This is a genomic window from Thermococcus sp. CX2, assembly GCF_012027555.1.
GTDB lineage: Archaea > Methanobacteriota_B > Thermococci > Thermococcales > Thermococcaceae > Thermococcus.
The window spans coordinates 59671-73162 of the sequence record NZ_SNUQ01000004.1 but is presented as its reverse complement, the minus strand read 5'-3'; the positions used below and the strand labels follow the sequence as shown (position 1 = coordinate 73162).

Sequence of the window (13492 nt, the reverse complement as noted above, 5' to 3'; positions counted from 1 at the left end):
AAAAACTTTTATTTTTTGGGCGGTATATCCTAGACGATGGGAGGGTGCGAATATCGAGTGAAAACGGGCATTCCTGGATTTGATGAAATAACCGGCGGAGGATTTCCTGAAAACTCCATAATACTGGTTACCGGCGAGACTGGTACGGGTAAAACTATATTCGGGGCTCAGTTCATCTACAAGGGGGCTGAGCTATACAAGGAACCTGGCATTTTTGTGAGTCTTGATGAGAGACTCAATGACCTGAGGAGAGAAATGCTGTCTTTTGGATGGGAATTCAGAAAGTACGAAGGAGAAGGCCGGATTATTCTCGTTGATTGGGCCAGCAAAATTTATAGATCATCCATAGAGGAAAAATTTGCCCCCGAAAAAGACATCACCGTTGATGGTTTTATAAGGCATATAATCCAACTTGTCAAATCAATCAACGCAAAACGCCTCGTAATTGATTCTATATCGCCGCTAACACTCGCATGGAAAAAAGAATTTGACGTTCGATCGGTGATGCTGAAGCTCAAGACAGCATTCTCCAGCATGAACGTAACCATCCTCCTGATAAGTGAAACTCCATACGAACTCAGCAAATACAGTGTGGAGGGCTACATTGCCGATGGCATTGTAACCCTTGGTCTCAAGGAAGTAGTGGATGATGGAATGGGTAAACTCAAACGCTATTTAGTCGTTAGAAAGATGTGTGGAACACGCCATTCGATGTACAAGTATCCATTCGAGATAACTGAAATGGGGATAATCGTATTTCCCTCGGGGAAAATCTACTAAGCAAAAGCCAACGATTTCAAAATATTAGAGTCCCGATCTCTGACTGCAAAAATGGTAAGATACTATTGTTTAGGTAACGGTGAGTAGACCCTTCAAGGTTGCTGAGAATTAAGGTTCTCCACACTCCAAAGCGCCAGTCCGTTTTCCTGGGGCTTCCTCTCAAGGGGCTCTCCGAGAAGTTCCTGGATGAAGACCTCGGCAACAAAAACTTCACCCTCAACCAGGTGGCCGCCCCAGAGCCGCCCCTCGGAATCGCCGAGGGCAACGTGGATGTGGGCGAAGGACTTCCCATCCTTGAGGCTTATGTTGCCCATGAGGGAGACGAGTTCATAAGTCCCTTCCAGCTCGATGATTTTGTACTCTCCTTTGCTTTCTTCAAAGTAGCCGATCTTAGGGTTCCTCAGACTCCCTATGGCACTAACTGTTCCAGTTAAGATGTTGTTCTTTCTCGCGAACTCGTTGATGAAGCCCAAAAGCTCCTCGCCCTCGGGAACCCTGAAGAGAAAGCTCCTTCCAGCGGAGAACTCCATACCACCACCCCAAAGCTAATAAGCGGGGGAGCATTTTAACATTTTGGGTGGTATCGTGGGCATTAAAGATGCCATTATGAGGATATTCCCCGAGATTCCGGAGCTTGATGACGTCGATTTCTCCCAGTACTCCACTCCATACGTGGGACTATTAACGGAGTTCGAAAGGAGTGGGGAGAAGGGCCTCGTGGAGTTCCAGAAGTTCGTCGAGGAGAAAGGAGGCAGTAAGGATGTAGTCGGAAAGCTCCTTATCTCTCTTCTCCAGTACCTGCTCATAAGGTATCGCAGGTACAAGGAAAAGGTCGTGGTTGTTCCAGTGATTAAGGTGTTCATCACCCTCAAAGGATGGCTCATCGAGAACGGCTACGAAAGGGACTGGCTCAACATACTCCACAACTTCCTCGGCTATCTCGTGGACATGATGCCCTATCTGGCTGAAAGCCAAGAGCGTGAAATGGCGGATGCATATTTGACCCTCATTTACAACTTGGCGCTCGAGGCGGAGGATACGTTCGGCGAGCCATATTTCAATGATTTGAAGATAGTGGCCAAAGAAAACCTGAAAAACCTCAGGGAGAGATATGGTATCAGCAGAGAAATAGCCGAAAAGTTAAAGAAGAATTGCTAAGCTTTCCCTTCCCCAGTCAGCCTTCTGAAGTGCACGTACACTGCGCCATGTAGTAGTTATGAATCACGACGGTCAACGCTCGAGAGTGACCTCCGCGTAGCTCCTTGGATCCTCCCAAATTTTCACTTTTATCTTTCTGACGTTGTCGCCAGCTTTTTCGGCTATTCTCTCTGCAAACCACTCAGCAATACATTCAGCGGTAACATTTCTCTTGTCCAGAATCACCGCCTCATCCTTAGGTAATTCAAGTCGCTTACCGTTCTTTTCAATGACCACAACTTGGTCAGTTTCCGTAACAACCCACTCCCTACTGACGAGGATACGGTGGTCAAGCAACTTGATTAACTCGCTTAGGTGGTTGAAGTCAAATATCATGCCGTTCTCGTTTACTTCACCCCATATCTCGACATCCACGTTGTATGTGTGGCCGTGAATCCTGAGGCACTTGCTTTCGTACGGGAGGGCGAGGAAGTGGGAGCTGTCGAAATCTTTATGCCAGCCTATCTTTCTTTCAATCAGACGAAAGCCCATTTTTCTCACCCATCCCATATAGAAGGCATAGGTTATAATCATTACTGGAAGGTATGAGACATTAGAAAAAACTATAAACGAATTCACTATCATTGTGTTGATAGCCATGCCGATGGGAATGGGACGTGGATGGGGTCGTGGCCGGGGAAGGAGGAGAAAGCTCAGGATGATAGGGTTCATTCCCCAGGTTAGACATTTCTATCCAGCCATACCCCCCGTTGGACAGCCAAAACCACCCATTTTTATGACTTATGAGGAGTTTGAGGCATTGAGGCTGGTTGATTACGAGGGCCTGACCCAGGAGGAGGCAGGAAAGAGAATGGGTGTTTCAAGGGGGACTGTCTGGAGGGCGCTAAGCTCGGCCAGGAAGAAGGTCTCCCAGATGCTAGTTGAGGGCAGGGAGCTCATAATCCTGGCCGAAGGAAATGAGGTTCCCAGGATGGACTCCTCTGAGGGCGAGTGAGACGGAATTTTCAGGCTATTTTGGGCGAATTGGGGTTTTTGGTAGCTGTTTTTGTCCACAAGGGCAGTTTTCTAGCTTTTCACATTTTTAGGTTAGACTAATTTTTTGTGTTGGTGTATCTCTCAAATTTTTCGGTGAATTATTTCTTAAAGCAATATTAAAATTGACTATTTCTCATAATGTAATTTTTTATTTTTGAGATAAAAATAAGAAAATACAAAATCAATAAAAATTGCAAAAAGTACTACTTTAAAAGGTTATTAGAACACACAATAAAATGTTAAAAATTAGCAAAAATTGACCCCACATGAAAGTAAAATTAAACACTAGTGCAAGATATAGCAGCCCGAGGATATATTTAGAGAGCACATACTCAGGGCAAATACTTAACCCCAAAGGCATCCAGAGAGAATGTAATTTTTCTGGAAATTTAGGCTGTATGATGCCCCGTCTAAACACTCAAATACATGGTTACAACTTAAGGTAGTTGGAGAGTGTGGGCATCGGACTTTATCACGTGAACTTTAGGATCCTTTGGCGTTCTCATGAAATTGTCGAGGCAACACTGCGAAAGGTTAACTTATATTGACGGCACCCCATTAGAGACCAGGGAATAAAAACAAAGCTTGTGGAGGGAGACATATACCACACTAATACTGACGTGGTTAGAAAGTCCCGGGTGCCATTGGTGTCTTACTGGGGCACCACCTTCATCTAACAGGAACACCCACAAGCCTCTTTATTCTCCTCCCCCCTATGTTCAGAGCTTCGGACTCCAGTATTTGTCCACTCGCTTGCAGCAGAGAATGCCAAAATCGGCGAACATTTATGTGCAGATGTTTTAGATATAAGGTACATTATATCTAAGATACATGAACAACAAAGTACAATAAGACAATGGCGGGTGAGTAGTATGAAGCCACTTCCTAGGAAATGGACAACACACTTAATCTGATTGTCCACATGCAATTAAAGTCCATAGAACTAGAGGTAAATGAAGGGGCAAATAAAAGCAACGGCCAAAACTAAATAACAAACCCGTTAGATTATCCTTCTCTCATAATGTTCTCCCAAAACACCATCCTCAAGTTAACATGTGCCTCATGCATATTTTTGACTGCAGAAGCCCGACCTCACGAACCAAAAATTAGTTACGAGCAAAGGTAGTTTAAAGGGGTGGAGATCACAACATATTTCTAGTGGCTCTATTGAGGGATAGGAAATGACTCCAATTGGCATCTCTCAGATACCCTCCATTGCAAAAAGGGTCGCGTGCTTGGATGTTTACTGGTGATTTACTACTAATTTACGAACAATACTTACAAACTTAAAAAGTCAGAAATTGCGATTTTTTAACATTTCAAACAGTTTAAAATAAGTCCAAAATTAAAAGTAAAAAATAAAAAATCAACAGAAGTTAAAATAAAGCAAGCTTAAAAAGTAAAAATTCCAAGAAAGAAAAACGTAAAGATTGGCCCTAAAATTTGAGAGACAACTCGAAACATAAAATGAAAAATAGCAAAGAGGAGAATAAAGCCCCAACTATCTAAATAACCACTCACAGACCCTATTTTTGCTCCTTCTCCTCTATATGGGCTATTATATTTTCAACTATCTGCGGCGCGAGTCCTATGTAATTCTCAGGCTTCAGGCTCTCAAGGTCCTCATCACTCAGGAACCTTCTAACTTCCTCGCTCTCCTTAGCCACCTCTATCAAGTCCCTCTTTTCGTAAAAGGCCCTCATGGCAATCTGCCGCACGAGTTCATGAGCCTCCTGCCGCCCCATGCCCTTTTCGGTGAGCTTGAGCATCAGTGGCTCGGCCATCACGAGGTTGTGAGTCATATAGAGGTTGCGCTCTATGTTCTCGGGGAAGAACTCCAAGCCGGAGAGAACCTTCTTCATGCTCTTAAGCATCTCATCAAGCAGTATAAAGCTCTCTGGAAGGATAACACGCTCAACAGAGGAGTTGGTAAGGTCCCTCTCGTGCCAGAGCGGATTGTTGAGCAGCGCTGGGATAACGTTGGAGTAGAGGACCCTCGCCAATCCGCTCACCTTTTCGCTCCTTATGGGGTTCCTTTTGTGAGGCATGGTCGAAGAGCCCACCTGCTTTTTCCCGAACGGCTCGCTGACTTCCAGTATCTCAGTCCTCTGGAGGTTTCTTATCTCAAGGGCAATCTTATCGAGGGTGGAAGCTATCAGGGCCAGAATCATTATGAGCTCCGCGTAAACGTCGCGTTGAATTATCTGGTTGCTTATTCTTACAGGCTTTAAGCCGAGGTCTTCCATGACGAGGCGCTGTATTTCGAGGCCCTTCTCGCCGAAGGATGCCATGGTTCCAACGGCGCCGCTCATCTGGCCAACCAGGAGGCGTTCCTTCGCCTGCTCAATCCGGTCAATGTGCCGCTGTATCTCATCGAGCCATATGGCGAACTTCATGCCGTAGGTAGTAGGAACAGCGTGCTGCCCGTGGGTTCTACCTATACAAACGGTGTATTTATGCTCCCTAGCGAGGTTCTTGAGAATCGAGCGAAGTTCCTCCAAATCCCTAAGAACGATGTCGAGCGATTCCTTTATGAGGAGAGCGTTTGCAGTGTCAATTATATCGTTGGATGTGGCACCAAGGTGGACGTATTTGCCGTGCTCGCCGCAGACTTCACTCAGGGCTTTAACAACGGCCATTATATCATGGTGTATCTCGGCCTCAATCTCCTTGACGCGCTCAAGCTTGACCCAATTGGTGTTCGCCCTCTCGCTTATGACCCGAGCACTCTCTTCTGGTATGTTACCAACCCTCGCATGTGCCCTCGCCAACGCTGCCTCAACGTCGAGGAGTTTCTGGAGCTTGTTCTTCTCATCCCAGATACGTCTCATTTCTTCACTACCATAGCGGTAATCAATTGGATGAACGGCCATTTTATCACCAAATCTATGGCAATGTTAAGATGTTAAAATATTTTGCTTTAACACCCACATGCAGCACGGAGAAGGACATTCAATAGATTTATCAGAGCCACAAGGTTGTCCAGTACCGTCAAGGAAAGACCGAAAAGTATTTAACCAATAGTCATGAGAAGCTAACGACAAAATTCCAGAGGTGCCAAAGATGGCAGAGGAGCATGTCGTCTACATCGGAAAGAAGCCGGTTATGAACTACGTCCTGGCCGTCATAACCCAGTTCAACGAGGGTGCCAAGGAAGTTAGCGTCAAGGCTAGGGGAAGGGCCATCAGCAGGGCTGTCGACGTCGCCGAGATCGTCAGGAACAGGTTCCTTCCAGAGGTCAGGGTCAAGGAGATCAGGATCGGCACCGAGGAGCTTCCGACCGCTGACGGTAGGACTGCTAACACCTCGACCATCGAGATCGTTCTCGAGAAGCCGTGAATCTGACTTCCTTTCCTTTTACTCTCGCGCTTTTCTGGATTGACTTCAACTCAGTTTGAAGCCGTGAAAAGCTCTAATATCGGCTCCACTGTATTTTCCAGGTGGTCCGCTTGGACTACGATACCATAGGCTTCGGACAGGCCCATTCTGCTTGTTCCCAGGAAAAGCGTGGCCAAAGTTAAGAAGGCCGTGCCCGGCTTTGAGAGGCTTCATCTGATAAGTTTGGCCATCGCGGGATGATGGCGGCTGGCGTCTACAAGGCCTCAACGGACTTGCTGAGTCCAAAGGACATACCCACTTATAGCAATACGACTCAATCGGGAACTTGCCGTGATGGAAGCGGGCAGGGAAATAACCGTGCTCACAGCAACACCACGCAACGAACAACCACCACACCGCTAATGCAGACTTCTACTTCGGCCCTTTCAGTGGTGCTCCCCCTTGCGGCGTTTATCTTAACGTTTCTCCTCGTCTCGTATCTTTTGAAGCGTAGGCGCTGAGGAAAGGTTTTTAAGTTTCTTCTCCAACCCCCGTTAGCGGGGTGATGTGATGGCATCGAGAATCGCTGTGGGACAAGTGGTTAGAAGGAAAGCAGTCATCGTCAAGCCGAGCGACACGGTTCACAGGGTCGCGCGGATTCTTTCCAAAAACAAGGTCGGGAGTGCCGTTGTAGTTGAGGACGATGAGATTGTTGGTATAATAACCGACAGGGACATACTCGACAAGGTCGTGGCAAGAGGCAGGGACCCCAAGGACGTTAAAGTCGAGGAGGTAATGACCAGGAACCCCGTAACGATCGAGGATGACTACGAGGTGCAGGATGCTATTGACAAGATGATGGACAAGGGCATAAGGAGGCTCCTCGTTACCCGCTTTGGAAAGCCGATAGGGTTCGTAACTGCTGCGGACCTTCTCGCGGCGCTCAATACCTATGCCACCGAAGCTGAGGAGGCGGCTGAGGAGGAGCCCGAGCCGGAGACAGACGTCTATGGAATCTGCGAGCTCTGCGGTCAGTACGGTTCGCTCTACAGGGTCTACATTGAGGGCGGCGAAAAGTGGGTATGCGAGAGCTGCAAGGACTCACTTAGGCTCTAAGCCCTTCAACTCTTTCATGACTTCATCCATCACCTCAGAGAACACGCCGTTTCTGTTCTCGACGCTCAGTGTGTAGAGTTTTCCAAGCGGTCTGAACTTGTCCGCAAAGCGTCTGTGAACTACCGCTAGAAGCGGCTTTTCTGACTTCAGGACTTCTCCCACAACCCTTACAAACTCGTCGCTCATATACTCCATCGGGCCGATTTCATCAATAACTATCAAATCTGCCTCGGTTAAGGCCCTCCTTATCGCGGAAACGCCAACGCGGTTGAGCTCGTCAACATGGACTACGTATTTTCCTATCCTTGGCCTTCCGTTGCCGATCCACGCGAGAGTTCCTTCCTCGCCTGTGTCGAGGGCAGTGATTTTAAATCCCATCCTCCTCCCCCGCTGGCGAACCTCCTGAGTTATCATGCCGCCGACGATATAGCCCCAGCGATCGACTTCCCTGGCAACTCTGCTCACGAGCGTCGTCTTCCCGACTCCCGCGGGACCGGTTACGAATATCCTCATCGTCACCACCGATTGAGTTTTAAGCACGATACTTAAACCCTTTGAGGTGGTGCGTAATGGAGCTCAGGTATAATCCAGAGGAACTCACGCGGCTTCCGAGAAGCGTTACCTATGAGAACGGAAAGGTTAAGCTGATCGACCAGAGGCTGCTTCCGAGGGAGTTCAAAGTCATAGAGCTCACGACGGTCGAGGAAGTGGCCAGGGCAATAGTTACGATGCAAGTACGCGGTGCGCCGGCGATTGGAGCCGCGGCAGCCTTTGGCCTGGCCCTCTACGCGGAGACGACGAAGGCAAAGACAAAGGACGAGTTCTTTGACGGCTTTTACGAGGCCTACGAGAGACTCAAGAACACGAGGCCAACGGCTGTGAACCTCTTCTGGGCCCTCAACAGGGTTAAAAAGCTGGTTGAGGAGCACAGAGAGGATTCACTTGATGAGATAAAGCGCCTTATAGTTGAAGAGGCCCAAAAGATAGCGGACGAAGACGTGGAAGCAAACCTCAGGATGGGGCACTATGGAGCAGAGGTTCTTCCCGAGGGGAACGTTCTGACCCACTGCAACGCCGGAAGCCTGGCAACGGTTCACCTGGGAACGGTTGGTGCCGTGTTGAGGGTCATGCACAAGGAAGGAACCCTAAAGCTCCTCTGGGTGGACGAGACGAGGCCCGTCCTTCAGGGCGCGAGGCTCTCAGCATGGGAGTACCACTACGACGGCATTCCGCTTAAGCTCATAAGCGACAACATGGCGGGCTTCGTGATGCAGCAGGGAAAGGTTGACGCGATTATAGTCGGCGCGGATAGGATAGTGGCAAACGGCGACTTCGCCAACAAGATAGGGACCTACACCCTCGCAGTTCTGGCCAAAGAGCATGGAATTCCTTTCTTCACCGTCGCGCCGCTCTCGACCATAGACATGAGCCTCAAAAGCGGAAAGGAGATACCAATAGAGGAGCGCAGCAAGGAGGAGGTTCTCACCTGCGGTGGCTGCAGGATTGCTCCAGATGTCGACGTCTACAACCCTGCCTTCGACGTGACGCCGCACAAGTATCTGACGGGCATAATCACAGACAGAGGAGTCGTTTACCCGCCCTTCGAGAGGAACCTCCGGAGGCTATTCAAGAGGGAGTGACTCTTCTCTTCTTTTACCTCCTCCACGAACACCCCATGAATCTCGCCGAGCTTTTCCTCAAAGGATGGTAGTAATAGGCCGAGGAGCTCAAGGGGTTCGAGGCATGGACAGTCCACGGAATAGGTAAATTCCTCGTCCGGAAAATCGACCTTTATCTCCACACCCTTCTTGTCCTTGCGAGCCGTAAACGGCACTGAGGCCTTATTCCCCGCGATTTTGCCCCTCACGAGCATCGATAATTGAAAAATGGCTCGAAATTAAAAGATTTCTCGAACAAGAGGTTAAGAACCGCTGGTTAAAGGGTTTTCTCTAGGATCAGTGCCCGCTCGGTGTAGCCCCTTTTTCTGTACCAGTCGATGGCGGGGTTGTCCTTTTCCACTCTCAAAGAAACTTTAAGGGCGCCCCGCGCTTTAGCCCACTCCTCTGCACTTCTCAGCAGGGCAGAGCCAATACCACGGCCTTTGGATTTTACCTCGATATCGTATATGTAGGCTGTCATGACGAAATCCACGGTATCCTCAAGCAGGCAGACCCACACGTGCCCGAGGTAGCGGTTTTTACCATCGACCGCAACGAAGAACTTGTGCCTGCCATAGGAGAGGAGCCTCCCAATAACCCGCGAATAGGAATCCAGGTATTCCTCCTCCCCAAGGGGGAACTTTGAAAACTCCCTGCTCACCTCCATGTCGTACTTCAGTATCTCGTCAAGGTACCGCTCACCGTCTATTACGGTAAAGCCCTCCAGATCCCTATCCGTTGGCTTCTTCTGGAGCACCCCTCACAGCCTCCCTCCGTGTGATCCTTCTCCACCTGTTTCCATTGAGGTAAACATACCCCTTCGTGTACCCTTCAAGTATTGAGTAGAGGCGCTCCCTGAACTCCGGGGGGATGCTATCAAAATGGGAGTTCCTGTCGTCGAAGTGGAGCATCTCAACGTGCCAGTGGGGCTTACCCTCCATAGGAAAGCTCCTGTCCCTTTTCTTTATCAGGTGTAGGGAGTGCTCAAGCTCGTCGGTATCGAGGCGTACCAGTCCAGCCTTTATCCGCTCGGGAAGTGTCTTCACGTGCTCGGACTTGTACTTTATCAACGCAGGGTCTATACTGTTTGCGAGGAGGAAAGTGAGGATGCCGTTGCACTTAAAGCAGGTGCCGCAGGGAACGTAGTCATTACCCTCCCTGTGGACGGAGTGACAGCTCCGCTGGAGCCTGAAGAGCTCGGGATAGCGGTGATAAAGGACGCGCTCGACTATCAGACCAGTTATCGGGCGCACTGCCGACCACTGCCTTATTCCGAGCCCGCGTTCAGCGAACCAGTGCGTCATGTACTTCTCAAACCACTGGCTCTGGTCAAAGACCGCATAAAAGTGGGGAATGCCGTGGAATTCATAGCTGAGCCCACGCGGGTCATCGTACTCGTTCCCGAAGAGAACATTTCCTATCCCGTACTTGTATATGAGTGGCAGGAAAGAGAACAGATAGTGCTCAAAGAAAAACAGCCGTATGGGGTAAATTTCGGCCTTCGGCTTACCAACGTTCTGGAGAATCCTCATGTTCTTCTCGATGAACGTGTAGAGCCTGTCAACGTTGCTCCATACCTTTTTTGTGTTGGGCTCGTTCTTCTCAAACCAGCGGTATGCAGGTAAGGCAACCTTCCAGTGACCGCCCGATTCATTGAAAAAGAGGGGATAGACGTCGCAACCGAGTTCCTTCATTAAGCCATAACTTAGAAGGCTTTCCTTACCTCCACTGAGCATGACGGCGCACTTTTCATAGTCCGGGATAAAATCTATGTCCTCAACGGTTATCTCCTCAGCCTCCACCCTCGCCATGGGTTCCGCCATTTCGGGGGTTACCGTTCTGGGTACGAACTCCTCCCTCACGAAGCCCGTTCTCCTGGCGATTCTATTGACGAAGATGTCCCTAGAGGTTACGTTCATCATTTCAACGAAAAACCTGAAATCCCTCGCATCGAGGGGAAACTCGAACCTTATAAGAGGTGTAAAGAGTCCGTAGTTCACCGCTGGTGCGATGCTCATGAGCTTCGCAAACGGCTCTATCCTGGGGATTTTCTCCCGGTAACTATGGATGAGCTTAAACTTAAGTTCCTCCCCATCGAGACCGAGGCGGTAAATCGAGCTTACTTGTTTTCTCCTAATCTTGGGGCTCCCCACAAGGATATAGTCAAAACATTTAAGGTCAGGGAGCGACAAGAGCCCCCACCTCCTCCGTGGCTCTAGCCCTTCCCTCTGCGTCGTCGAGTATCATCCTGGCAATGTCTTCTACCCCCTCATATAGCGGAACCCTCGTCAGTATGCCGTAGGTTTCCTCTATTTCCCTCGCCTTCTCTAAAGCTTCTTCCCTCGTGAGTCCTTGGGAGTTTATCGTTATGGCGATTGGCCTTCTACCCGAGAGCAGTTCCACGAGCTGAATATACCTGTCCAGCGGTGGCAGGGGATACTGCGGAAAATCGTCGAAGCTCTTCCTGGCCGGGGCGTGCTGAAGGACGATATAATCGGGCCTTCCAGCGGCTATCAGCTCGAAACCGCCTGGATATGCCGGGTGGAGCAGAGAACCTTCCCCATGGGTCACTATAACGTCGGGCCTCTCCTCGGCCCATGCCCTCCAGATGACGTCCTCTATCGCCCCTGCCACGAAGTCGTTGATTATGGAGTCCATAACTATCGCGTACCTGAAGCCCTGCATCCACCCAGTCTGGCCCATGGCGACGAAACTGCTCTTCTTTCCGAGCTTTTCAAATGCCTCCTGGAGCATTATGGCCGTCGTCCTTTTCCCTATCGCCGCATCGGTTCCGAGAACGGCCACTTTAATTGAGGAAACCTCCTCTATCTTACCGGTGAAGGGTATCCTCAGGTTGTAGAACATCTTCCTGACGTCTATCAGCTCGACTCCATACCTCTTCGCCAGCCGTCTGAGATAGGGGTCATCACTCAGGAAGCTGTGGAGTCCGCTGATGATGCTCAGTCCCCTCCGTATGGCCTTGGTGACTACCCTCCTGTAGTCTGGGGGAAGGTAACCGCCAGGGGTGGCAACGCCGATTATTAGATAACCCACGCCCGGGTTCTCAGCTAATGCCTCATCCAATGTTGCGTAGATGGGAATGCCCCTCCTGATGCCGTCTAGAACCTCACCGGCGTCCCTCCCCGTGAGGGTCGAGTCCACGAGGCCCACGATCCTAAACCTTCTGGAGTACCTCACCAACCCGTGCGCGGTCTTTCCATCCGTTGACAGATAGCGCCCTTCCGTCAAGAGTAGGGCCTCTTCCATTCTTTACACCTCCAGTAACCACGAGAACGAAGTTCTTTCCGTTAACACCGAACTTCCTCACGAACTTTACCAGTCCAGCAAGGGTAAGTGCGGACGCCGGCAGGGCGTTTATCCCAACCCCCTTCAGGAGGGATGCGTAATACAGCGCGGTGTCATCCGCAAACCCGAAGATGTATCCCCCCGACTCGTTCACGGCTTTGAGGGCCGCATCCCTGTCAAAGGAAACGATGGAGACGAGGGGCTCGTTAAATTCGGTCTCGGCGAAGTCATTCCCATCGACCCCGTAGAACTCCCGAAGAACCTGGTTTCCAAAGCTGGTGGTCACCCCAACCATCCTCGGTTTCAGGCCGAGCGCTTTAAAGCCATAATGAATGCCTGAAAGTGTTGTACCGTTTCCAACTGGAACAAAGACGGCATAGGGGTTTATTCTCAACGCTATTTCCTTCGCTATCTCAGCATAACCGAGGTAGTCTATCTCGGGATGGCTTCCGGGGTTGGCATCATAGAGACCTTTTTCAACGGCGAATTTCCTGCTCTCCAGGACGGCCTTCTCATAGGGCCCGTGAACTGGGATTATCCTTGCACCGTACCTGAGCATCTCCTCAGAGCGCCCGAGGGTGTAGCCGGCGGGGACGAAGATGTAAGCCTTGAGGCCGAACAGCCGTGCGTAGTAAGCCAATGCGACACCGTAGTTTCCACAGGTTCCAACCGTAATGCCAGAGAACCCCAGTGTCTTAGCGGTTTCAACATGAAGCCTGGCTATTCTGTCCTTGTGGGTTCCAGTGGGATTCCTCCCCTCAAATTTCACGAATATTTTTGAAATACCGAGGAGATCTTCGAGGGCTGGCACCCTCATGAGGGGGCCCTCGTCGTCATCGGGGCCTTTTTCGGCTTCCATATCTCCCACCACTTATCTCTAATTTGTGATTTCTCGATTGACAGCTCCCCAATTCTGGGTCCAACATGTGATTTCTCCCCATATTTTGATGGGGGCACTGTGGAATTAGACAAGGGTTTATAAATCTTTCTCCCAGGAGAGGCCATTTTTTGGGCCTAACAACGTTCAAAGCACCTAAAATTATTAGTAACTGGTGACAAGCCGGTTATGTACACGAAAAGTTTTTAAGCTCATTCTAACCGTGAAATAACGCCCCATGAGG

Annotated in this window: 15 protein-coding genes; 6 read left to right on the top strand and 9 right to left on the bottom strand. The window is 49.7% G+C overall.

The window, feature by feature from the left end; genetic code table 11:
* Nucleotides 1-36 precede the first annotated feature (36 nt).
* Complete coding sequence (locus E3E23_RS08590; protein ID WP_167907998.1) at nt 37-780, top strand: ATPase domain-containing protein; 744 nt, start codon at nt 37-39, stop codon at nt 778-780.
* Between the two features lie 92 nt (nt 781-872).
* Here the strand turns inward: E3E23_RS08590 and E3E23_RS08585 are convergent, their stop codons facing one another.
* On the bottom strand, nt 873-1310 hold the full coding sequence (locus E3E23_RS08585; protein WP_167907996.1) for a PPC domain-containing DNA-binding protein: 438 nt from the start codon (nt 1308-1310) through the stop codon (nt 873-875).
* 55 nt (nt 1311-1365) lie between these two features.
* On the opposite strand from E3E23_RS08585, the gene E3E23_RS08580 reads away from it, so the two are divergent.
* The gene (locus tag E3E23_RS08580; protein WP_167907994.1) at nt 1366-1938 is read left to right on the top strand and encodes a hypothetical protein; all 573 of its coding nucleotides are present in this window, start codon (nt 1366-1368) and stop codon (nt 1936-1938) included.
* A 72-nt stretch (nt 1939-2010) separates the two neighbouring features.
* On the opposite strand, the gene E3E23_RS08575 is transcribed toward E3E23_RS08580, so the two are convergent.
* Nucleotides 2011-2469, bottom strand: a complete 459-nt coding sequence (locus E3E23_RS08575) for a 6-carboxytetrahydropterin synthase (protein ID WP_167907992.1) — start codon at nt 2467-2469, stop codon at nt 2011-2013.
* Between the two features lie 106 nt (nt 2470-2575).
* Between E3E23_RS08575 and E3E23_RS08570 the strand changes: the two genes are divergently transcribed.
* Nucleotides 2576-2932 (top strand): DUF134 domain-containing protein, encoded by a 357-nt coding sequence (locus E3E23_RS08570; RefSeq protein ID WP_167907990.1) that lies wholly within the window; start codon nt 2576-2578, stop codon nt 2930-2932.
* Nucleotides 2933-4499: 1567 nt separating this feature from the next.
* On the opposite strand, the gene purB is transcribed toward E3E23_RS08570, so the two are convergent.
* On the bottom strand, nt 4500-5846 hold the full coding sequence (gene purB / locus E3E23_RS08565) for an adenylosuccinate lyase (RefSeq protein WP_167907988.1): 1347 nt from the start codon (nt 5844-5846) through the stop codon (nt 4500-4502).
* Nucleotides 5847-6036: 190 nt separating this feature from the next.
* Between purB and albA the strand changes: the two genes are divergently transcribed.
* Nucleotides 6037-6312: a DNA-binding protein Alba gene (gene albA, locus E3E23_RS08560; protein WP_014789603.1), complete on the top strand. Its 276-nt coding sequence runs from the start codon at nt 6037-6039 to the stop codon at nt 6310-6312.
* A gap of 549 nt (nt 6313-6861) precedes the next feature.
* A complete protein-coding gene (locus tag E3E23_RS08555) occupies nt 6862-7407 on the top strand; it encodes a cyclic nucleotide-binding/CBS domain-containing protein (RefSeq protein ID WP_167907986.1) in 546 nt (181 codons plus the stop codon).
* Here the strand turns inward: E3E23_RS08555 and E3E23_RS08550 are convergent.
* Nucleotides 7393-7920 (bottom strand): NTPase, encoded by a 528-nt coding sequence (locus tag E3E23_RS08550; protein ID WP_167908061.1) that lies wholly within the window; start codon nt 7918-7920, stop codon nt 7393-7395. The two genes, E3E23_RS08555 and E3E23_RS08550, sit on opposite strands and share 15 nt — an antisense overlap.
* A gap of 56 nt (nt 7921-7976) precedes the next feature.
* Here E3E23_RS08550 and mtnA point away from each other — a divergent pair, with 56 nt between their 5' ends.
* Nucleotides 7977-9047, top strand: a complete 1071-nt coding sequence (mtnA, locus tag E3E23_RS08545; protein ID WP_167907984.1) for an S-methyl-5-thioribose-1-phosphate isomerase — start codon at nt 7977-7979, stop codon at nt 9045-9047.
* Here mtnA and E3E23_RS08540 read toward each other — a convergent pair.
* The 5 genes from E3E23_RS08540 to E3E23_RS08520 form a co-directional block, all read right to left on the bottom strand.
* Nucleotides 8999-9280: a hypothetical protein gene (locus tag E3E23_RS08540; protein ID WP_167907982.1), complete on the bottom strand. Its 282-nt coding sequence runs from the start codon at nt 9278-9280 to the stop codon at nt 8999-9001. The genes mtnA and E3E23_RS08540 overlap by 49 nt on opposite strands.
* A gap of 62 nt (nt 9281-9342) precedes the next feature.
* Nucleotides 9343-9822 (bottom strand): GNAT family N-acetyltransferase, encoded by a 480-nt coding sequence (locus E3E23_RS08535; protein ID WP_371807537.1) that lies wholly within the window; start codon nt 9820-9822, stop codon nt 9343-9345.
* Nucleotides 9797-11257 (bottom strand): hypothetical protein, encoded by a 1461-nt coding sequence (locus E3E23_RS08530; RefSeq protein ID WP_167907980.1) that lies wholly within the window; start codon nt 11255-11257, stop codon nt 9797-9799. The genes E3E23_RS08535 and E3E23_RS08530 overlap by 26 nt, the downstream gene beginning before the upstream one ends.
* On the bottom strand, nt 11244-12332 hold the full coding sequence (locus E3E23_RS08525; protein WP_167907978.1) for a DUF1611 domain-containing protein: 1089 nt from the start codon (nt 12330-12332) through the stop codon (nt 11244-11246). The genes E3E23_RS08530 and E3E23_RS08525 overlap by 14 nt, the downstream gene beginning before the upstream one ends.
* On the bottom strand, nt 12241-13230 hold the full coding sequence (locus E3E23_RS08520; RefSeq protein WP_167907976.1) for a pyridoxal-phosphate dependent enzyme: 990 nt from the start codon (nt 13228-13230) through the stop codon (nt 12241-12243). The genes E3E23_RS08525 and E3E23_RS08520 overlap by 92 nt, the downstream gene beginning before the upstream one ends.
* Nucleotides 13231-13492 lie beyond the last annotated feature (262 nt).

Bases quoted from the DNA above. Each gene is read 5' to 3' on its own strand.
- E3E23_RS08520 (WP_167907976.1), bottom strand. From the start codon at position 13,230: ATGGAAGCCGAAAAAGGCCCCGATGACGACGAGGGCCCCCTCATGAGG.
- E3E23_RS08550 (WP_167908061.1), bottom strand. From the start codon at position 7,920: ATGAGGATATTCGTAACCGGTCCCGCGGGAGTCGGGAAGACGACGCTC.
- E3E23_RS08540 (WP_167907982.1), bottom strand. From the start codon at position 9,280: ATGCTCGTGAGGGGCAAAATCGCGGGGAATAAGGCCTCAGTGCCGTTT.
- purB (WP_167907988.1), bottom strand. From the start codon at position 5,846: ATGGCCGTTCATCCAATTGATTACCGCTATGGTAGTGAAGAAATGAGA.
- E3E23_RS08525 (WP_167907978.1), bottom strand. From the start codon at position 12,332: ATGGAAGAGGCCCTACTCTTGACGGAAGGGCGCTATCTGTCAACGGAT.
- albA (WP_014789603.1), top strand. From the start codon at position 6,037: ATGGCAGAGGAGCATGTCGTCTACATCGGAAAGAAGCCGGTTATGAAC.
- E3E23_RS08570 (WP_167907990.1), top strand. From the start codon at position 2,576: ATGCCGATGGGAATGGGACGTGGATGGGGTCGTGGCCGGGGAAGGAGG.
- E3E23_RS08575 (WP_167907992.1), bottom strand. From the start codon at position 2,469: ATGGGCTTTCGTCTGATTGAAAGAAAGATAGGCTGGCATAAAGATTTC.
- E3E23_RS08585 (WP_167907996.1), bottom strand. From the start codon at position 1,310: ATGGAGTTCTCCGCTGGAAGGAGCTTTCTCTTCAGGGTTCCCGAGGGC.
- E3E23_RS08555 (WP_167907986.1), top strand. From the start codon at position 6,862: ATGGCATCGAGAATCGCTGTGGGACAAGTGGTTAGAAGGAAAGCAGTC.
- E3E23_RS08590 (WP_167907998.1), top strand. From the start codon at position 37: ATGGGAGGGTGCGAATATCGAGTGAAAACGGGCATTCCTGGATTTGAT.
- mtnA (WP_167907984.1), top strand. From the start codon at position 7,977: ATGGAGCTCAGGTATAATCCAGAGGAACTCACGCGGCTTCCGAGAAGC.